Here is an 18,388-nt window from a genome sequence, read left to right as displayed (position 1 = left end):
CAGGCCGCAGGGTTGTGCCAGTCGAGGATGCAACGGGGGTTGCTACGGGAGGAGACTATGTTGGACGCCCGACTGCGCCAGAACGTTCTCGACGAACTCGCATTCGAACCCAGTATCGATGCTTCGAACCTCGACGTGCACGCCAGGAAGGGCATCGTGACGCTTACCGGCACGGTCTGCAGTTGCCGCGAGAAGAGAGTCGCGGAGGAGGCGGTTGCCAGGCTTCGGGGGATCCGTGGAATACGCCAGTCGATCAGGGTGGTGCCGCGGCAATCGGAAAAGGTGGCGGACGAAGTCATCCTGGATCGCGCCACAAAGGCGCTTCGCTGGAGCGGGCTGCTCGACGGCGACGATATCGACGTTTCGGTCCGGGACGGCTGCGTCACGCTGACGGGAGCGGTCGCATGGCACTACAGGAAGGAAGCGGTCGTCGAATGTGTCTGCAACCTGGTCGGAGTGATCGATGTGGTCGACCGCATCGCCACAGTCCGGCGCCCATGTCAGTCTGACGTGAAGCACCGGATCGAGGCGGCCCTGCGGCGCGACGCCAATGTCGAGGCGCACGGTATCCGTGTCGCCGTTCAGGATGGAAAGGTCGTGCTCGCCGGCCGCGTGTATGATTGGCCGGAGCGCCACGCCGCGGAACGGGTGGCCTGGGCCAGTCCCGGCATTCACACGGTCGAGGATCGGATCCTGCTCGACTGAAATTCCCTCTCCACGCAGGCGTTCAGTCCGTGGGGATCGGCCTGCGGTCTTCGCTGCGATCCGCATCGAATTGGCGGATGGCCTTCGTGACGTCCCCGTCGGCGAGTTGGCGGAAATCCAGATAGTGAAATCCGATGGCGTGAAACGGTGCCGGCTCTTCGAGGCAGACGACCTCGTCCGCCTCCCGCCTCAGCCGCTCGACCGTATTCGACGGAGCGACCGGGACGGCGACCACGATCCTCTTCGCCCCGCGTTTGCGCGACCCGGCGACGGCCGCCCGCATGGTGGCGCCGGTCGCGATCCCGTCGTCGACGAGGATGACGGTCCGGCCGCCGATCTCGACCGGTTCGCGATCCGCCAGGTAGGCCCGGCGGCGGCGCTCGAGTTCGCCCAGTTCCCGGTTGCACACGGTCTGGAACTCGGCACCGGAGACCCACGCCTGGCGGATGATCAGTTCGTTGCGGACGATCGTCGGCTCCGGCCCGTCCATGATCGCCCCCATGGCGAGTTCCGGCTGCGAGGGCACGCCGATCTTGCGCACGAGAAGGAGGTCGAGCGGCGCGTTCAGGCGCGCTGCGATCTCCACCGCGACGGGCACCCCGCCGCGCGGCAGCGCCAGGACGGCGACATCCTCGCCGTCATATCGTGCCAGCGCGTCGGCAAGCTGCCGGCCCGCATCCGTTCGGTCCTGGAACATGGCGCCTCCTCCCGGGCAGCTCGCCATCACAGATGGGCGGCTTCGAAATCGCCGCAGTTCAGATCGAGAGCCGAGAGCCCGTCGGCAAGGTGATCGGCAAGCAGCGGATTTCCGCACAGATACGCGGCCGTGCGTTCGTTGTGCTCTTCTGCCGCTATCGCACGGACCTCGGTCCAGTCGTCGGGATACTCCTCGCGGCCGAGCCAGGCGAGGGCGACGAGATCCACCTGCTCGTCGACGGAGAGAGCGTCGATGAGGCTGCGCAGTTCCTCCTCGGCCGGATCGTCCTCATGCTCCTCGAGGACGGAGATGTCGCGATCGTCCGACGGATTGGAACCCGGATCCGGGTCCGTCTGGACATCCTTGGCATCGAACTCGCGCGCCTTGATGATGATGTAGCAGACCTTCGAGAGCGGGATGCCGAGTTCGCTCTCCTCCTGCGTGGTCTGCCTCGACAGGATGGTCATGGCGATTGCTCCTCGATGGGCGTTTCGTCCTCGCGGCCCCGGACGACGCGGCGGCCGGCGAAGGGTCCCCTGGTCTCGGTGACGACGGTGCATCGCCCATCCGGCTGTCGGTCGGCATGGAAATGGATCACGACCCAGTCGCGGGTCTTGCCGAGCTGGTGAGCGCGGAGCGTGTTCGAATATAGCGCCGTGAAATGCCATTCCCCATGGCGGGCGTGCAGGATCGGCAGCCAGGCTTCGCCGGCCGGATTGAACCGTTTCGGCGCGATGGTGCGCAGTTCTCCCTTCGCGGCCCTGTCGCGATACATCCGGTCGACTTCCAGGAGCATCGCAACCGGAGGGGGGCTCGCGTTCGGCGAAACGCGCAATAAAATAGGCCGGCCAAGGCGTTCCGCCAGGCTCGCGGCCAGCATGGCGCGACGGCGCGGACCAAGTCCCTCGATTTTCAGGTCGCCCAGGTGTAAGGCCGCCTCGAGCTCCTCGAGGGTCTCCAGCTGTGCGTCCTCGGCAAGACGATGGGCGAGTTCCGGACCGATGCCCGGCAATGTCCGGAACAGCGCCTCGGGAACGAGATCACCCCTCAGCCGGTCGAGCTGCGACCAGCGCCCCGTGGCCACCATCTCCGCGATCGCGCCGGCGATCCCTTCCCCGATGCCGGGCAGGGACACCAGTCCGGCGCGGCCTTCCCTGGCGAGAATTCCGGAGACCGGGTCTTTCAGCCCTGCCACCGTTTCGGCAGCGCCCCGGTACGCCCGGGCGCGGAAGCCATCGGCGCCCTGCTGGTCCAGCAGCTCGGCAAAATCGTTCAGCTTCGCGGCAACCGCGATGTTCTCGCCAAGCGGCGAGCCCGGCTTCGAGGTGTCGTCCTTGCGATCCGTCCGTTCTGGCCGGACTACGAATTGCGCATCCATTCTGTCGATCTCTGCGGGCGGCGACGCTGCATTTGAGAGATTTTAACGCTGGGGCCACCGCGCTCCTTGACCGGCATCAATTCGCGAGGGCGGCGCCGGCATATTGTGGCAATCGCAATCAGGAGGAACCAGTCATGAGCGACCCTCGGCTTCCAGCAGACCAATGCCTGGTTGAAGAAACTGATGGCGGACCACCATTTCCACGATCGGCATCAGGCCTACAGCGCGTTGCGCGCCGTGCTCCATGCGCTCAGGGATCGCATGACAGCCGAACAGGCAGTGCATTTCGGCGCCCAGTTGCCGACCATCATACGAGGGATCTACTACGAAGGCTGGCACATCGGCGAAGGTCCCTCGGGCGAAAGGCAGATCGACGACTTCGCGCAAGTGATCGCCAAAGAACTCCCGCCGCAGTTTCCGCGCGATGCCGTCGGCACGGCGAAGGCGGTGTTCGACCTGCTGTGGCAGGAGATCGATCCCGGCGCGACGGCGAAGGTCATCGATTCCCTCCCGGTTCCCTTGCGGGCGCTCTGGCCGGACGTGGCGCGGCGGGGTTGATGCTCGCGAGCGCCCGGGTGGACAGGCTACCCGGACACCCTCGGCTATTCGCCCGTCGCTGGGGATCTCGGCAAGGAGTGGCGCTTGACCTGGCCCTGCAGCCTGCGCGCCTAGTCCTGCGGGCGGCGGCGTGCCCTCTTGAATGCATCGGCAACGGCAAAATGCATGTCGGCCAGGCGCTCGTCGCCCAGGTCCGTCCTGTCGATGTCGATCGGCCTGTCGGCAGACAGCGCAAGATGGAGATCATGGTTGCCTTCGGGGATGGCGCGGAGGATCGTCGTTTGGTGCGGCCACAGCGTCGCCACCCCCTTCGGACAGGGCTGCCCGGCCCGCGCGGCGACCTTCTAGCGGATGTGGGTCAGGGAGAGGGGCGTGCAGGGAGCGGTTCTCGCCGATCCAGCGCTTTTCCCCCACCGGATGCGGCGCATGACGGCGATCTGGACCGCCGGACCGCCGAAGGAGAGCGCGCCGCCGCGCGCCCTGACCTGAACAGCCCCGGAGAAGGGTATGCGGTGTTCGCGGGCCGCGGAGCCGGGAGTGATCGTCGTCGCGTCGGCCGGCGTCTCAGGGCTTGCCTCCCGCCTTGGCCGATGGCCAGTTGTGCGCCTCGCCCGTCGCGTCGCGCGCCCATCGATAGAACGCGTCGTAGAGGGTCATCCCTGCTGCGAGCTGTGCGAGATCGTCCGCGAACAGGCGCGACAGGCCGAGCGAGGCGGCCAGCAGGCCCGCGGCTTCCGGTTCGAGGTCGAACCGCGCCGTGTCGGCGGCCCGCACGATCCGCGCCAGCCGCAGCAGCGGCTCGGTCGCGAGGCCGAATTCCTCGACCATCACGTCGAAGGTGCAGAGCTCGCCGCGATGGCTCCAGAACACATTCTCGACGTCGAAGGGCGTTGCGACGAAGCGCTCGGCGACCGCCTCCACTTCCTGCGGGGCGACGAACAGAAACACCGCGTCGGGATCGACGAAGCGGCGTATCAGCCAGGGACAGGCGATGCGGTCGATCTTCGGCCGCGCCCGCGTCACCCAGATCGAGCGGCCGTCCCTGTCGCGGGTCGGGATGCGCGCGGCGGGAACGGTCGGAAGCCCTGCCGCCGCCCAGGCCTCGAAGCCGCCTTCCAGCGCCTCGGCTGCAATGCCGCCGCAACGCAGCCACGCGGCGACGCCTTCGCTGAGCTTCCTGCCCTTCTGGCAGATGACGATCGCGGACGAAGCTTCCAGCTTACCGCTCCAGTCCGGGACGGATGCGTGCAGCCTTCGGATCGATCCAGGCAGCAGTCGCGGATCGGCGGAGAAATCCTCGTCGGTCCGAACGTCGATCAGCGACGGACAACCGGGAGTCCCGAACAGTCGGGCAAGCTTGTCGATGGAGATGGTGGTGGGAGATGGCATGGCGCGTCCTCCGTTGCCGGGTTGATGGACGCGATTCTTGGGCCGGAGCCTCGTGGGGAGACCGCAGTCCCCATGCGTACCTTTTCGCGCCGGCGACCCTGGTCTGTCAAGCGCGTCAACCGCGGACGCCGAGCGCGTCGCTTCGATCGATTTACCGCCCCGCAAGACGTTCGTGGCAATCTCGTTCGCCAGGGGGATTCGAGCGTTGAAAGCGTATTCAAGACTCCAGATTGCAGTCCATTGGGCCGTGGTAGGTATGATCGCCGTCCAGTGGGCGACGTCCGGCGCTATTCCGCGCACCCACAATCCGCTGCTTCCGGCTGCGCCCGTGGACCTGCTTCTGCACATGGTCCACAACTACAATGGAATGGCGATCGGTTTCCTCGTGTTCGTCCGAGTGGCGTTGCGGTCGTGGCGAGGCACCGACCCCCAGCAGGCTCGCCGCACGCCAGCGGAACTGGCGGCGCTGGCGGTTCACTGGGCCATATACCTCACATTGTTGGCGCAGGCCGCCAGCGGGTTCATCGCATCCTATCTCTGGGGTCCGGCGGCGAACGTTCACAAGGCGATCTGGAACGTCACCCTGGTTTTGATCGCCTTGCATCTCACCGCCGCCGCTTGGCATGGTTTTCGGCGCGACGGCGTGGTCGGCCGGATGCTGCCCCTGCGGGCGCGAGCGGTCAGCGGGAAGTGACAGCGTCTCGCTCGTTGAGAAGATCGTGGCTCCGACGTATGTCATCCGGCCATTGCGCCTTGATGAACGAAAGCACTGCCACGATCTCGTCGTCGCCCAACACGCCTTCGAACGCGGGCATCCGTGTCTTGTAGTCCGGCAGGTTGGCCGCAACCCCCACCCCAACCTTCGTGATATCGAAGAGAAGGCGATCGGGGTGATGCCAGGTGTGCCCGGTGGCGTCGTGTGGTGGTGCGAGCGCGAATCCTTCCGCATCGCGACGCTGCCAGTCCTCTGCCTGGCCTTCCAGCGACGTACCGTGACAGGAAGCGCAGTGGATGCCGTACAACTTCGATCCCACGGTGACGACGGAGACATCGTCCGGCCTCAGGAGCCCGGGGGGCGAGGAACGGGTCATCCACCACATTCCAAGAGCGACAGCAATCGCGGAACCCCCAGCGATCAGTCCGACGGCGCGGAGCATCATTCGGCGCACCCGGAATCGTTCGGGTTCCGGATGGCGGAGACCCTCGCGCCCGAGCAGGTCAAGCCGCCCTCGCCAGCACGCTGAACTGGAAGGCCTGTGTCGATCCCCAAGGGGTCCGATGCTCGTGACGCACACCGTGAACAAGCCTGAATCGCGGCCCGAGCGTCTCGACGAGGGCTTCAGGGCTATAGCGCCGCACTGGAAGGCCGCTGCAGCGCTCCGGGCCGTCAAGGGCGAAGGTCGCTATGATGGCGTGTCCAGCGTCGGAAAGCGCGGCGTCGAGCCTCGCAACATAGGCAGCGCGATCCACCTCCTCGGTGAGGAAGTGAAAGGCGGCGCGATCGTGCCAGACGTCGTATCGCCGTCCGGGTTTCCAGATCGTCACGTCGGAGACGATCCACTCGACGCGATCGGCGTCGCTGCCCACTGCCGCCCGTGACCGGGCGATCGCCTCGGCAGAAAGGTCGAGGACAGCGACGTGATCGAATCCGAGCCGGAGCGCATGGGCGGCGAGGCGCGAAGCCCCGCCCCCCACGTCAATCAATGAATCCTTCAGACCGGGCAATGCTTTGATCAGATCCAGAGAGACGGTCGGTACTTCCTCGAACCAGCTGACGCCGGCCGGGCCCTTCTGGATATAGGCCTGATCCCAATGTCCTCTGGCGCCTGGATCGCTGGCGTTCACACGAGTTCTCCTATGTGCGGTTCTTCTCCAGCCAGGCCTGCATCTCCGCGATTTCAGTTTCCTGGGCGGCGATGATCGCTTCGGCCAAAGCCTTCGTCTCCGGGTCGGTGCCTTGTTGCAGCGCGACCTTCGCCATGTCGATCGCAGCCTGGTGATGCGGGATCATCCTGAGGCGGAAGTCGACGTCGGCGTTGCCGGTATATTCGGCGGCCATGCCCTGCATCATGTCCATGTCGGCCTGCTTGAAGGCTTTGGTGGATTCGGAGTCGCCATCGGCTGGCATCATTGATTGCATCATGGACTGCATCTGGTCCATGGTCATCATCATGTCGCCACCATGGGACCCATGGTTCATCTGCGCCCAGGCGACTGCGGCCACAAAGGTCAGCGCGGCTGCCGCGGCGATCGTTCTCAACGTCTTCATGATAGTCTCCTTCGACATCCTGCCGGGGACCGTCGGCGGATATGCTTGGGCGGGCCGGGAAGTCCGTCCTGAGGGACGGCAAGCGACCAATGTCCGCCTTCCGGCAGGTGGAAGGTCAAGTCCGAGATAGTGCTTGACCTTCCAGTCACTGGAAGTGCGAAAGTTACGCCATCCGAAACCGAAGGTGACACCGATGACCTCTCATGATCACCATGCCCATCACGCACCGCCGCACCCCGAAGGAGAGATCGTGCGCGACCCGGTCTGTGGAATGACCGTCGACCCGGCGGCCGGCAAGCCGAGCGCGGAGCATGGCGGACGCGTGTTTCACTTCTGCAGTGCCGGATGTCACGCGAAGTTCGTCGCCGACCCAGGGTCGTTCCTGACCGCTGTCGATCCGGTCTGCGGCATGAACGTGGATCGGGCATCCGCGAGACACTTCCATCGCCACGAAGGAGAGAAGGTCTATTTCTGCTCGGCGGGCTGCAAGAGCAAGTTCGAGGCCGAGCCGGCACGCTATCTGGGTGATCGGCCTGCTCCGGCGCCGATGCCCAAGGGCACTCAATACACCTGCCCGATGCACCCGGAGATCGTGCGCGACAAGCCCGGCTCCTGTCCGATCTGCGGCATGGCGCTCGAACCGATGGGCGTGCCGACGGGCGACGAGGGTCCGAACCCGGAACTCGTCGACTTCACGCGCAGGTTCTGGATTTCCGCCGTCCTGTCACTGCCGCTGCTCGTCATCGCCATGGGGCCGATGCTGGGCCTGCAGGTGCGCGACTGGATCGGTGAGCCGTTGGCCTCATGGCTGGAACTCGCGCTTGCGACACCTGTCGTGCTGTGGGCTGCGATCCCCTTCTTCCACCGTGGCTACGAGTCCTTCGTCAACCGCAGCCCGAACATGTGGACGCTGATCTCGATCGGCGTCGGCACGGCCTATCTCTACAGCGTCGTCGCCACCTTTTTCCCGGACCTCTTCCCGCACCAGTTCCGCGGACATGGCGGTTCGGTGCCGGTCTATTTCGAGGCGGCGGCCGTCATCGTCGCGCTCGTCTTCCTCGGCCAGGTGCTGGAACTGCGGGCCCGCGAGCGAACCGGATCGGCGATCCGCGCCCTGCTCGACCTCGCGCCCAAGACGGCGCGCAGGATCGCGGCCGACGGCTCAGAAGCCGACGTGCCGCTGGACGAGGTCAAGCAGGGCGACCAGCTGCGTGTTCGCCCTGGAGACAGCGTTCCGGTCGACGGCAAGGTCGTCGAGGGCCGGACGTCCATCGACGAATCCATGATCACGGGCGAGCCCGTGCCGGTGGAGAAGACGCCGGGCGACGCGGTCACCGGAGGAACGCTCAATCGCAACGGCACGCTCGTCATCACCGCGGAGCGCGTCGGGGCGGAAACCATGCTGTCGCGGATCGTCGAGATGGTCGCGAAGGCGCAGCGATCACGCGCACCCATCCAGGGCCTGGCCGATCGCGTCTCCTACTACTTCGTCCCCACCGTGGTGCTGGTCGCCGTCCTCGCCTTCGTGGTCTGGGGATTGTTCGGACCCGAACCCAGCATGGTCTTCGCCATCGTGTCGGCGGTATCCGTCCTCATCATCGCCTGTCCCTGCGCACTGGGCCTGGCCACGCCGATGTCGATCATGACCGCGACCGGGCGTGGCGCTCAGGCGGGCGTACTGATCAAGGACGCGGAGGCGCTGGAGCGATTCGCCAGCGTCGACACGCTCATCGTCGACAAGACGGGCACCCTGACGGAAGGCCGCCCGAAACTGACAGACGTCGTTCCGGCTGAAGGATTTGACGACGGGCAGCTTCTGACGCTTGCGGCTTCGCTCGAACGCGGGTCAGAGCATCCGCTGGCCGAGGCGATCGTCGAAGGCGCGGCCGAACGCGGCGCGTCACTCCTGTCAACATCCGACTTCGAGGCGGTCACGGGCAAGGGCGTCAGCGGCACCGTGGAGGGCAGGAAGGTGGCGCTCGGAAATGCTGCCATGATGGCGGACCTTGGCGTCGGCATCGACCGCCTCGCCGGACAGGCCGACGCCATGCGCGCCGAAGGTAAGACGGCGATGTTTGTCGCCGTCGACGGAGCGGTCGCTGGCTTCGTCGCGGTCGCCGATCCGGTCAAGGCGACGACCGTGGAGGCGATCCGCGCTCTGCATGACACGGGCCTTCGCATCATCATGGCGACCGGCGACAATGAACGCACCGCAAGGGCCGTGGCGGCGAAGCTCGGCATCGACGAGGTGCGCGCCGACATGCTGCCGGACGGCAAGCAGAACCTGATCGAGGAGCTCCGGGCCAAGGGAGCGAAGGTCGCGATGGCGGGAGACGGCGTCAACGACGCGCCCGCGCTGGCGGCCGCCGACGTCGGCATCGCCATGGGCACCGGCGCGGACGTTGCGGTCGAGAGCGCGGGGATCACCCTGGTGAAGGGCGACCTGAATGGCATCGTGCGGGCGCGCACGCTTGCCCAGGCGACGATCCGCAACATCAGACAGAACCTCTTCTTCGCCTTCGTCTACAACGCGCTCGGCGTGCCTGTCGCAGCCGGCGTCCTCTACCCCGTCTTCGGTACGCTGCTCTCGCCCATGATCGCGGCGGCCGCGATGAGCCTGTCATCCGTCTCCGTCATCGGTAACGCGCTCAGGCTGCGAACCGTGCGGCTCGGCTGAAAAATTGCAGGAGAAACTGTCATGAACATCGGTTCGGTCTCGGAGAAGTCCGGCCTCCCGGCCAAGACGATCCGCTACTACGAGGATATCGGGCTGATTACGCCCGACCGCCGCGACAACGGCTATCGGGAGTACTCGATGGAGGACGTGCATAGGCTGCGCTTTCTCCAGCGCTCGCGCAGCCTAGGCTTCTCTGTCCAGGAATGTCGTCAGCTTCTATCGCTCTACGGCGACCGGGACCGCGAGAGCGCCGAGGTGAAGGCCATCGCCACGACCAAGCTCGCCGAGATCGAACGCAAGATCGCCGAACTTCAGGGCTTGCACGACATGCTCGAGCACCTCGTCGCCAACTGCCACGGCGACCGCCGCCCGGACTGCCCGATCATCGACGGACTGTCGGGCAAGGCTCCCGTCCATTAGGAGCAGCAAGGCCGTGGATATGGCGCCATGATGAACCATCACGAAGGAAAACGGGCTGCGGTGGCGGATCCTCCTTCGCTGACGAACGCGCCCGAATTCCCGGTGGCGGTGTTCTCCTTCCTGTTGCACTTCGTCTGGGAGTTCCTGCAGGTGCCGACCTATGCGGGCATGGCGGAGATGGCGCACTGGCAGGGCATCAAGCTCTGCACGTCCACCACCATCGGCGACGTGGGGTTCGCCCTGACCGCATTCTGGACTGCCAGTCTCGTCGCGAGGACACGTCACTGGATCGGTAGACAGGGCGCGCTGCCGGTTCTCGTCTTCCTCGGGGCGGGGATCGCGCTGACCATCGGCTTCGAGTTCTACTACACGCAGGTCACCCAGCGCTGGACATACTCGGACCTGATGCCGCTCGTGCCGCCATTGGGGACGGGCCTGAGTCCGCTCCTCCAGTGGATCGTGATTCCACCGATCGTTCTCTGGCTGAGTCGACGACACCTGGCCGGGAGCGATACCAGAACTGCGCGTGATCACGTTTCGTCATCTTCGCGCACATCGGGCCGTTGATGCTTGACTTGCGGATGCGACATATGGCGGAAGTGAACGAATGATGGATTCGGGCAAACATGGCGGAGTGAAGGGTGCGTTCGTGCGCGCCTTTTTGGCCGTCGCCATGCTCGTCGTCGCCTCGTTCCAGCCGGGAATGGTCGCAATGGCCAAGTCGGCCATGCATCATGCGAAGACCGAAACGCTCCAGCAGATTGAACACCACGATCACGACGCCGCTCACGGCGATCATGCCGTTGAGCGGCCGTCGTCAGCAGATAATACGGGTCATCACGGAGGCGCGTCGACCGCCGATCTCTGCTGCGACATGCACTGCATGCCAGCCACCGGGGTGCTGCCCTCCTGGTCCGATCTCGCTCATCCGCCCGCCGGAGCCTTCGGCCGTGTCGCATACGGTGCCTTGACACCGGGCGAAACGCACGGGCTCATTCGACCTCCCCGAACCTGACCTGACCCGCCGCGCCGTGCGGCGCCGAGGCACCCGTGCGTCCGCGCGCGGACTACCTTTCCCTGTCAGGTTCAAGGTTTCACATGCGAACTCCAGCTATCGCGGCGCTTGCGGCGTCGCTCTTTGCGGCAGGCTGCGCGGCGTCTTCGCCGCCGGATCCGCTGCCCGCCTTCAATGCTGCCGATCCGGCCATGGGATTGCGGGACGCACGCTATTCTCCGGTTCTCGGCGACTTCCATCCGCGGCGGCCGACCGGTCCCGAGAACTGGCGGCGGCTGAACGACAGGCTGTCGCCCGCGAACCGGGGGACAGGCTCATGAGGCGCGCGGCACGCAGCCTCGCCGCGCTCGTGGCGCCGCTCTTCGTTTCGGCCTGCGTCACGGCCGCCGACGGCCTCGACGATCCGCTCGCCGGGTTCCGGACCGTCTCGGCGAAGACCGCCGCGGCGACGGGCAAGGAAACCGTCTGGGTCCAGTCCAGCGCCGAGGCGCGCGCGCTGGCGGACCGGGTGACCGCGCTGGTCAGGGGCAAGACGATCGGACCGGACCTGGCGGTTCAGGTCGCACTCCTCAACAACAAGGGCCTGCAGGCCGCCTATGCGGATGTCGGCATGTCGTCGGCCGAGCTGTGGCAGGAGTCCCTTCTCGTCAATCCGCGCGTGTCGGTCGGCATCATGGGGATCAACGGCGGACGTACGGTCGAGACCGCCGTCGTCTCGAACATCCTCGCGCTGGCGACGCGACCGCGCCGCATGGCCGTCGCGGACGCCCGGTTCAGGCAGGCGCAACTGAGGGCCGCCGAAACGACGCTGCGGCTCGCCGCCGACACGCGCCGCGCCTGGATCGAAGCCGTCGCTGCCTGGGAACGGGTCGCCTACCTCAACCGGGCTCAGGCGGCCGCCGACGCCGCTTCGGCGCTTGCCGAGAAGCTAGGACAGACAGGAGCGTTCACGAAGACCGGTCAGGCCCGCGAGCATGTCTTCTATGCCGAGCTGGCGGGTCAGACAGCCGAAGCCCGGCTGCAGGCACGGATGTCCAAGGAGGCGCTGACGCGGCTGATGGGCCTGTGGGGGTTCGACGTCGACTATCAAGTTCCGAATGCGCTTCCCTCGCTTCCCGCGAATCCGCTGGCCCGCAAGGACATCGAAGCGCAGGCGCTGCGTAACCGTGTCGACCTGGAGATCGCGAAGCTCGAACTGGAGGCGCTCGCGCTATCCTATGGGCTCACCGAGGCGACCCGCTACGTGTCGGATCTCGAACTCATGAGCGGGGTCGAGATCGAGCGGGAGGAAAGCGAGGACGGCGGCACCGAGACCAAGGTCTTGCTGAACGCCGAGCTCGAATTCGTCATCCCGATCTTCGACAGCGGGCAGGCCCGCATGCGCAAGGCGGAACTCGCCTACATGCAGGCCGCCAACCTGCTGGCCGAACGCGCGGTCAACATCCGTTCCGAGGCCCGCAGCGCGTATGACAGCTACCGCTCGACCCACGACATCGCGCGGCACTACCGGGCCAGCGTGGTGCCGCTCCGCACGACGATCGAGGAGGAATCGCTCCTCACCTACAACGGCATGATCACCAACACCTTCGAACTGCTCGCCGATACGCGGGCGAAGGTGAACTCGATCATGCTTTCCCTCAACGCCAAGCGCCAGTTCTGGCTGGCAGACGTGAATCTCGGCACTGCCGTCCATGGCGGGGGCGGGAGCGCTCCCTCCGGCGGAGGCGCCGAGACCGCGGCTGCGGAAGACAGCGGCGGCGGTCACTGACCAGGAGAACAAGACAATGATCACCAGAAGACAGATCCTTGGAGGCGGCGCGTTCCTGGCGAGCGCCGCCGCCTGGACGAAGACCTCGGCGATGGGCCTTCCAGACGCGCCGATCATGGAATCGCCGGACATGCAGCCGCCGATCTTCCCGTCCAGCGGACCGGACTACCAGCCCGTCGTCACCCTCAACGGCTGGACGCTGCCGCACCGGATGACCGCCGGGGTCAAGGAGTTCCACCTCGTGGCCGAACCGGTCGAGCGGGAACTCGGTCCGGGGATGACGGCCTATCTGTGGGGCTACAACGGCCAGTCTCCGGGGCCGACGATCGAGGCCGTGGAAGGAGACCGGGTCCGCATCTTCGTCACCAACAGGCTTCCGGAGCACACCACCATCCACTGGCACGGCATGATCCTGCCGTGCGGCATGGACGGCGTGACAGGTCTGACGCAGCCCGGCATTCCGCCCGGCAAGACCTTCGTCTACGAGTTCGATCTCGTGAAGAGCGGGACCTTCATGTACCACCCGCATGCCGACGAGATGGTCCAGATGGCGATGGGCATGATGGGCTTCTTCGTCATCCACCCAAGGGACCCCGCGCTCCACCGCGTCGACCGGGACTTCGTCTTCCTCCTCAACGCCTTCGACATCGAACCGGGCTCCTACGTGCCCCGCGTCATGGAGATGACCGACTTCAACCTGTGGACATGGAACAGCCGGGTGTTCCCGGGCATTAGTCACCTGGTCGTGAACAAGGACGACAGGGTGCGGGTGCGGGTCGGCAACCTCACCATGACCAACCACCCGATCCACATGCACGGCTATGACTTCGAGGTCACGTGCACCGACGGCGGCTGGGTGAGACCGGAGGCACGCTGGCCGGAAGTCTCCATCGACATTCCGGTGGGAGCTATGCGCGCCTACGAGTTCGACGCGAAGTACCTCGGCGACTGGGCGATCCACTGCCACAAGTCGCACCACACGATGAACGCGATGGGCCATGACGTCCCGACCTTCATCGGTGCCGACAAGACCGAGGTCTCCCGGAAGATCCGCACCGTGCAGCCCGAATACATGGCCATGGGCAACCGCGGCATGGCTGACATGGGCGAGATGGAGATGCCGCTCCCCGACAACACCATCCCGATGATGACGGGCTGGGGACAGTTCGGCGCGATCGAGATGGGCGGCATGTTCTCGGTCGTGAAGGTCCGCGAGGGCCTCTCTGCCAACGATTACGCCGATCCGGGCTGGTACGAGCACCCGGAAGGCACTGTCGCCTACGAATGGACGGGCGACACACCGGCTGCGGCCAAGGCCGCAGACGCACGAACGGTGGCTCCGGCGGCGACGCACGGCGGCCACTCCGATCACTGACGCAACCAGCAACAAGGACCACGAAATGAAGACGACTACCGCAGCGCTTGTCGCCTTCCTCGCCCTGACGGGCGGGGCAATCGCAGCCGGAAGCCACGCCGGAGGACATGGCGAGGCAGGCATGATGGCGATAGGCAAACCCGGCAAGGCGAAGGATGCTTCCAGAACCGTCACGATCACCATGATGGAACGCGACGACGGCGGCATGGTGTTCGAACCCGCCTCCCTCGCCATCTCCAAGGGAGAGACCCTCAGATTGAAGTTCGTGAACAAGGGCGAACTCGACCATGAGTTCGTCATGGACGTTCACGACGGCATCATGGAGCACAAGGCACTCATGGAGCGCTTTCCCGAGATGGAACATGACGATCCGAACTCGATCCGGCTCGCGCCGGGCGCGACAGGTGAGATCGTCTGGACCTTCGCGTCGGCGGGCGACTTCGGTTTCGCCTGCCTGATCCCGGGCCACTACGATTCCGGCATGAAGGGCGACATCAGCGTCCACCACTGAATCAGCAACACGCAAAGGAAGATGACATGAACAAGACAAACATCCTGCTCGCCACCGCCGCAGCCATCGCGCTCGGAGCAACCATAGCCGCCGCACAGGAATACACGGCAGGCGAAGTGACCAAGATCGACGCCGCGCAGAAGAAGCTGACCATCAAGCACGGAGAACTTGCCAACCTCGACATGCCCGCGATGACGATGGTGTTCGTGGTTGCGGAGGATTCGATGATCGAGGAGGTCAAGGTGGGCCAGAAGATCGAGTTCACCGCGGACCGGGTCAACGGCCGCATCACGGTCACCGACATCAAATAGGACGGCAGGGCGCGGGCTGTCACGCCCGCGCCGGTCGCGGAGGTTGAACCATGATGGAAAACGGAATGGGCGACGGCATGATGTGGGGCATGGGACTGTGGGGCCTCGTCGGCCTCGTGGTCGTCGCGCTCGTGATCGCCGCCCTCGTGAAATACGTGTTCTTCAGATAGGAGACGGACGATGAAGACATTCAACAGGTTTGCTCGCGCCGCGGCTTTCACGGCTCTGGCGCTGATCAGCCAGGCGGCCTGGGCCGCAGGTTCGATCGAGGTCCTGAAGTCGGCCTCGTGCGGATGCTGCGTGGCATGGGGCAAGCACATGCGGGAAGCGGGCTACACGGTCGCCGAGCGCGATGTGCCGCTGGCGGAACTCAATGCCGCCAAGGTCGAAGCCGGCCTGAAGCCAGGCCAGACGTCTTGCCACACAGGTAAGATCGAGGGCTACGTCATAGAGGGCCATGTGCCGGCGCGCGAGGTCAAGCGCCTGCTCGAAGAGCGGCCAGATGCGATCGGGCTCACGGTTCCGGACATGCCCTACGGTTCGCCGGGCATGGGCGACATGGCGAACGCCGATCCGTATGACGTGATTCTGGTGAAGCGGGACGGCTCGACGGAAATCTACGCCAGCTACCGCTGAGGCGGGAGCCACACCGCACCCGCCTGTGGACCATGCGTCCTCAGCCTCTGCGCGTTGCCGAGGACGAACGCGCTCGATAGCGCCATCGCGCCCGCGGCAAACGCGGGCGGGACGCGCAGGTCATGCCTTCCATGGGAATGGCGCAAGGCCTGGCCTTCCCGGTCAGGCGAAGCCGAACGTTTATCGGCGTTGCTTCCGGAGCATTCCGTCGTCGCCGTGACAGATGACCCTTCGAGACTATGGAGGGTCGGGGCAAGTCGATGAAAATTCGTGCTTGACCTTCCAGAGACTGGAAGGTGGATCAAGTGCGCATCGGTCCAACCCACGGAGAGACCCGGATGCAATTTCATATCGAGAACATGACATGCGGCGGGTGCGCCCGCAGCGTTACGAAGGCCGTCGAGAGCGTCGATCCGCAGGCAAGGGTGAACGCCGACCCCGTGACGAAGACGGTGACGATCGTATCCGGCGCCTCGACCGCCTCGATCTCGAAGGCGCTCGCCGACGCCGGCTACCCCGCGTCCGCCGCATGAAAAGCCAAGTCCGTGGCGACCGGAACCATCGCCGCGGCCGGACGGTTTTCCGAACGAAAGGATACGCGAATGTCAACCGCGACTGCACGCAAGGCCGAACTCTATCGGATGGTCACACCCGAGCACACCTGCCCCTGGGGCCTGAAGGCGCTCGACCTCCTGAAGCGCGAAGGCTTCGCGGTCGATGACCATCATCTGAAGTCCCGCGCCGAAACCGACGCCTTCAAGGCCGAGCACAAGGTGGAGACCACGCCCCAGACCTTCATCGACGGCCGCCGCGTCGGGGGCTACGACGATCTTCGCGCGTGGCTCGGCAAGGAGGTGACGGACAAGGACGCCGTCACCTACACGCCGGTGCTCGCGCTTTTCGGCATGGCACTCGCGATGGCCCTGGCAGCCAGTTGGTCGGCATACGGAAGCTTCGTGACCGTGGCAGCTGCCGAGTGGTTCGTGGCCTTCGCCATGTGTCTGCTCGCGCTCCAGAAGCTGAAGGACGTCGACGGCTTCGCGACCATGTTCCTGACCTACGACCTGCTCGCGCAGCGCTGGGTCCCATATGGCCGGGTCTACCCTTTCGCCGAGGGACTTGCGGGCGTGCTCATGGTCTCCGGCGCTCTGATGTGGGTTTCCGTCCCGGTCGCGCTCTTCATCGGCGGCATCGGCGCGGTGTCGGTCTTCAAGGCCGTCTATGTCGACCGCCGCGAACTGAAGTGCGCCTGTGTCGGCGGCGACAGCAACGTTCCCCTGGGGTTCGTGTCGCTCACCGAAAACCTGATGATGGTCGGCATGGCCATATGGATGATCCTCAAGCCTGCGGGCCTGGCGCACTGATACAGCACGATCACGGCATCGATCCCGAGATGCCAATCTATGAGGCCGCGGAGAGTCTGATCGCGAACGCACTTGCGTCGGAAGAAGAACCGGGTTTGCTTCCCTTGCCAACCCGGGCAGATAGAGGAGAGCGGCGGCGCCCCTCCTGCTATTCCATTCCCAGCGCGGCCTTGTAGAGGTCGAGGATCGCTTCTTCCTCCTGTCGTTCTGCCTGGTCCTTCTTGCGCAATCGAATGATGGTGCGGACCGCCTTGGTGTCGAAGCCTGTGCCCTTCATCTCGGCATAGATTTCCTTGATGTCCTCCTGGAGCTGCGACTTCTCCTCTTCGAGGCGCTCCACCCGTTCGATGAACGCGCGCAGCTGGCCCGCCGCGACGGTCTCGGTTGTGGGTTCGGTGTTTTCTTCGGCCATGTCCTGCTCCGCATCGTGCCTGCGCGCCGCGACTCAAGGGGTCTCCGGCGCGAATTCAGAGGCGCCTCGATGCATCAGCCGACGGCGCCGGGTCAAGCGTCCGAATTGTCAAATGACAATGGCGAACCCGGATGTGGACAACAGCGGGGACGAAGGATGGCGCGCGGCGTGTTCAGGCGGCCGTGCCGCCCCGCTCGGCCAGCCGCGAGGTAAGGCCCTCCATGCGCTCGGCCAGCCCGGAGAGCGCGCCAATCAGGGCCGCGTCGTTCTTGTCGGCCTTCACGAGCGCCTCGTCGCGCGTTTTGCGCAGGATCCCGACCTCGGTCTCGAGACCCGTGACCCTGCGCTGCAGTTCCGACAGTTCGTCCATGACCATGATGCCGGCCATGACGGCGAGCCGGTGGTCGCCGATCTCGCCGAACGATTCCTTCAGATGCGACACGTAGCGGTCGAAGCGTTGCGCCAGATCGAGAAGATGCTCCTGCTGCCCCTCGTCGCAGGCCATGCGGTACGACTTGCCGTCGATGGTGACAGTGACCTGCGCCATGCTGATACTCCTATCGATCGAGAACGGCTCGGATCGTTTCCATGGCGGTGACGAGGCGGCGCGAGACTTCCTTGTTGGCCTGCTCGAGCCTGTCGGCGCGGGATTCGGAGGCGTCGAGTTCCTGTGCGAGGCGCGAACGGTCTGCGTTCATGCGCTGCACCTCGGCTTCCGCCTCCGCGTAGTCCTGATCCTTCTCGGCCCTGGCGGAGACGGCGTTTTCGAGCGCCTCCATGGCTCTCCCGAGCCGGCCGATGACCTCTTTCAGTGTGGCTTCCGCGGCCATTTCGCCTGGCAATCCCGAATCGCCCGCGTTCCTAACGCGTTACTTTGGAAACATTAGACGGCGCGTGAAAGGC

Annotated in this window: 26 protein-coding genes; 15 read left to right on the top strand and 11 right to left on the bottom strand. The window is 65.4% G+C overall.

Features of this window, described 5'->3' with window-relative positions; all coding sequences use genetic code 11:
* Window positions 1-57: 57 nt before the first annotated feature.
* Window positions 58-705, top strand: a complete 648-nt coding sequence (locus ABGN05_RS09090; protein ID WP_367953687.1) for a BON domain-containing protein — start codon at window positions 58-60, stop codon at window positions 703-705.
* Between the two features lie 22 nt (window positions 706-727).
* On the opposite strand, the gene ABGN05_RS09085 is transcribed toward ABGN05_RS09090, so the two are convergent.
* From ABGN05_RS09085 to ABGN05_RS09075, 3 genes are read right to left on the bottom strand one after another with little or no spacing between them, the layout of a single operon-like run.
* On the bottom strand, window positions 728-1,402 hold the full coding sequence (locus ABGN05_RS09085; protein WP_367953686.1) for a phosphoribosyltransferase: 675 nt from the start codon (window positions 1,400-1,402) through the stop codon (window positions 728-730).
* Window positions 1,403-1,428: 26 nt separating this feature from the next.
* The gene (locus ABGN05_RS09080) at window positions 1,429-1,869 is read right to left on the bottom strand and encodes a DUF3775 domain-containing protein (RefSeq protein ID WP_367953685.1); all 441 of its coding nucleotides are present in this window, start codon (window positions 1,867-1,869) and stop codon (window positions 1,429-1,431) included.
* Window positions 1,866-2,780: a DNA-binding protein gene (locus ABGN05_RS09075; protein WP_367953684.1), complete on the bottom strand. Its 915-nt coding sequence runs from the start codon at window positions 2,778-2,780 to the stop codon at window positions 1,866-1,868. The genes ABGN05_RS09080 and ABGN05_RS09075 overlap by 4 nt, the downstream gene beginning before the upstream one ends.
* 171 nt (window positions 2,781-2,951) lie before the next feature.
* Here ABGN05_RS09075 and ABGN05_RS09070 point away from each other — a divergent pair, with 171 nt between their 5' ends.
* Window positions 2,952-3,338: a DUF2267 domain-containing protein gene (locus ABGN05_RS09070; RefSeq protein ID WP_367953683.1), complete on the top strand. Its 387-nt coding sequence runs from the start codon at window positions 2,952-2,954 to the stop codon at window positions 3,336-3,338.
* Window positions 3,339-3,448: 110 nt separating this feature from the next.
* Here ABGN05_RS09070 and ABGN05_RS09065 read toward each other — a convergent pair whose 3' ends face one another.
* The gene (locus tag ABGN05_RS09065; protein ID WP_367953682.1) at window positions 3,449-3,643 is read right to left on the bottom strand and encodes a hypothetical protein; all 195 of its coding nucleotides are present in this window, start codon (window positions 3,641-3,643) and stop codon (window positions 3,449-3,451) included.
* A 259-nt stretch (window positions 3,644-3,902) separates the two neighbouring features.
* The gene (locus tag ABGN05_RS09055; RefSeq protein ID WP_367953681.1) at window positions 3,903-4,727 is read right to left on the bottom strand and encodes a chromate resistance protein ChrB domain-containing protein; all 825 of its coding nucleotides are present in this window, start codon (window positions 4,725-4,727) and stop codon (window positions 3,903-3,905) included.
* 172 nt (window positions 4,728-4,899) lie between these two features.
* On the opposite strand from ABGN05_RS09055, the gene ABGN05_RS09050 reads away from it, so the two are divergent.
* Complete coding sequence (locus ABGN05_RS09050) at window positions 4,900-5,421, top strand: cytochrome b (RefSeq protein ID WP_367953680.1); 522 nt, start codon at window positions 4,900-4,902, stop codon at window positions 5,419-5,421.
* Here ABGN05_RS09050 and ABGN05_RS09045 read toward each other — a convergent pair.
* The 3 genes from ABGN05_RS09045 to copM form a co-directional block, all read right to left on the bottom strand.
* Window positions 5,408-5,818: a c-type cytochrome gene (locus ABGN05_RS09045; protein ID WP_367953679.1), complete on the bottom strand. Its 411-nt coding sequence runs from the start codon at window positions 5,816-5,818 to the stop codon at window positions 5,408-5,410. The genes ABGN05_RS09050 and ABGN05_RS09045 overlap by 14 nt on opposite strands.
* Window positions 5,819-5,945: 127 nt before the next feature.
* On the bottom strand, window positions 5,946-6,572 hold the full coding sequence (locus tag ABGN05_RS09040; RefSeq protein ID WP_367953678.1) for a class I SAM-dependent methyltransferase: 627 nt from the start codon (window positions 6,570-6,572) through the stop codon (window positions 5,946-5,948).
* Between the two features lie 10 nt (window positions 6,573-6,582).
* Complete coding sequence (gene copM, locus ABGN05_RS09035) at window positions 6,583-6,996, bottom strand: CopM family metallochaperone (RefSeq protein WP_367953677.1); 414 nt, start codon at window positions 6,994-6,996, stop codon at window positions 6,583-6,585.
* Between the two features lie 193 nt (window positions 6,997-7,189).
* Between copM and ABGN05_RS09030 the strand changes: the two genes are divergently transcribed.
* The 12 genes from ABGN05_RS09030 to ABGN05_RS08975 all read left to right on the top strand — a co-directional run bounded on the left by ABGN05_RS09030 (window position 7,190) and on the right by ABGN05_RS08975 (window position 17,073).
* Window positions 7,190-9,673: a heavy metal translocating P-type ATPase gene (locus ABGN05_RS09030; RefSeq protein WP_367953676.1), complete on the top strand. Its 2,484-nt coding sequence runs from the start codon at window positions 7,190-7,192 to the stop codon at window positions 9,671-9,673.
* Window positions 9,674-9,694: 21 nt separating this feature from the next.
* A complete protein-coding gene (gene cueR / locus ABGN05_RS09025; protein WP_367953675.1) occupies window positions 9,695-10,093 on the top strand; it encodes a Cu(I)-responsive transcriptional regulator in 399 nt (132 codons plus the stop codon).
* A 27-nt stretch (window positions 10,094-10,120) separates the two neighbouring features.
* Complete coding sequence (locus ABGN05_RS09020) at window positions 10,121-10,660, top strand: hypothetical protein (RefSeq protein ID WP_367953674.1); 540 nt, start codon at window positions 10,121-10,123, stop codon at window positions 10,658-10,660.
* A 40-nt stretch (window positions 10,661-10,700) separates the two neighbouring features.
* Window positions 10,701-11,108: a hypothetical protein gene (locus ABGN05_RS09015; protein WP_367953673.1), complete on the top strand. Its 408-nt coding sequence runs from the start codon at window positions 10,701-10,703 to the stop codon at window positions 11,106-11,108.
* A gap of 83 nt (window positions 11,109-11,191) precedes the next feature.
* A complete protein-coding gene (locus ABGN05_RS09010; RefSeq protein ID WP_367953672.1) occupies window positions 11,192-11,428 on the top strand; it encodes a hypothetical protein in 237 nt (78 codons plus the stop codon).
* Window positions 11,425-12,876 carry a TolC family protein gene (locus ABGN05_RS09005; protein WP_367953671.1) on the top strand — a complete coding sequence of 484 codons (1,452 nt, stop codon included), beginning with the start codon at window positions 11,425-11,427 and terminating at the stop codon, window positions 12,874-12,876. Before ABGN05_RS09010 ends, ABGN05_RS09005 begins: the two co-directional genes overlap by 4 nt.
* Before the next feature lie 16 nt (window positions 12,877-12,892).
* Entirely contained in the window at window positions 12,893-14,251 is a 1,359-nt protein-coding gene (locus ABGN05_RS09000; RefSeq protein WP_367953670.1) for a multicopper oxidase family protein, read from the top strand.
* Window positions 14,252-14,276: 25 nt separating this feature from the next.
* The gene (locus ABGN05_RS08995) at window positions 14,277-14,762 is read left to right on the top strand and encodes a cupredoxin domain-containing protein (RefSeq protein WP_367953669.1); all 486 of its coding nucleotides are present in this window, start codon (window positions 14,277-14,279) and stop codon (window positions 14,760-14,762) included.
* 26 nt (window positions 14,763-14,788) lie between these two features.
* Window positions 14,789-15,073 (top strand): copper-binding protein, encoded by a 285-nt coding sequence (locus tag ABGN05_RS08990; protein WP_367953668.1) that lies wholly within the window; start codon window positions 14,789-14,791, stop codon window positions 15,071-15,073.
* 180 nt (window positions 15,074-15,253) lie between these two features.
* The gene (locus tag ABGN05_RS08985; RefSeq protein ID WP_367953667.1) at window positions 15,254-15,709 is read left to right on the top strand and encodes a DUF411 domain-containing protein; all 456 of its coding nucleotides are present in this window, start codon (window positions 15,254-15,256) and stop codon (window positions 15,707-15,709) included.
* 338 nt (window positions 15,710-16,047) lie between these two features.
* The gene (locus ABGN05_RS08980; protein WP_367953666.1) at window positions 16,048-16,242 is read left to right on the top strand and encodes a heavy-metal-associated domain-containing protein; all 195 of its coding nucleotides are present in this window, start codon (window positions 16,048-16,050) and stop codon (window positions 16,240-16,242) included.
* A 69-nt stretch (window positions 16,243-16,311) separates the two neighbouring features.
* A complete protein-coding gene (locus ABGN05_RS08975) occupies window positions 16,312-17,073 on the top strand; it encodes a MauE/DoxX family redox-associated membrane protein (protein ID WP_367953665.1) in 762 nt (253 codons plus the stop codon).
* Between the two features lie 148 nt (window positions 17,074-17,221).
* Here the strand turns inward: ABGN05_RS08975 and ABGN05_RS08970 are convergent, their stop codons facing one another.
* From ABGN05_RS08970 to ABGN05_RS08960, 3 genes are all read right to left on the bottom strand, one after another.
* A complete protein-coding gene (locus tag ABGN05_RS08970) occupies window positions 17,222-17,485 on the bottom strand; it encodes a DUF2312 domain-containing protein (RefSeq protein WP_367953664.1) in 264 nt (87 codons plus the stop codon).
* 172 nt (window positions 17,486-17,657) lie between these two features.
* Window positions 17,658-18,032: a cell division protein ZapA gene (locus ABGN05_RS08965; RefSeq protein WP_367953663.1), complete on the bottom strand. Its 375-nt coding sequence runs from the start codon at window positions 18,030-18,032 to the stop codon at window positions 17,658-17,660.
* Window positions 18,033-18,042: 10 nt separating this feature from the next.
* A complete protein-coding gene (locus ABGN05_RS08960) occupies window positions 18,043-18,315 on the bottom strand; it encodes a DUF4164 domain-containing protein (RefSeq protein WP_072601568.1) in 273 nt (90 codons plus the stop codon).
* Between the last annotated feature and the right edge of the window lie 73 nt (window positions 18,316-18,388).

The organism is Aquibium pacificum (assembly GCF_040839445.1).
Classification (GTDB): domain Bacteria; phylum Pseudomonadota; class Alphaproteobacteria; order Rhizobiales; family Rhizobiaceae; genus Aquibium; species Aquibium pacificus.
This window is presented reverse-complemented; position numbering and strand designations above follow the sequence as displayed.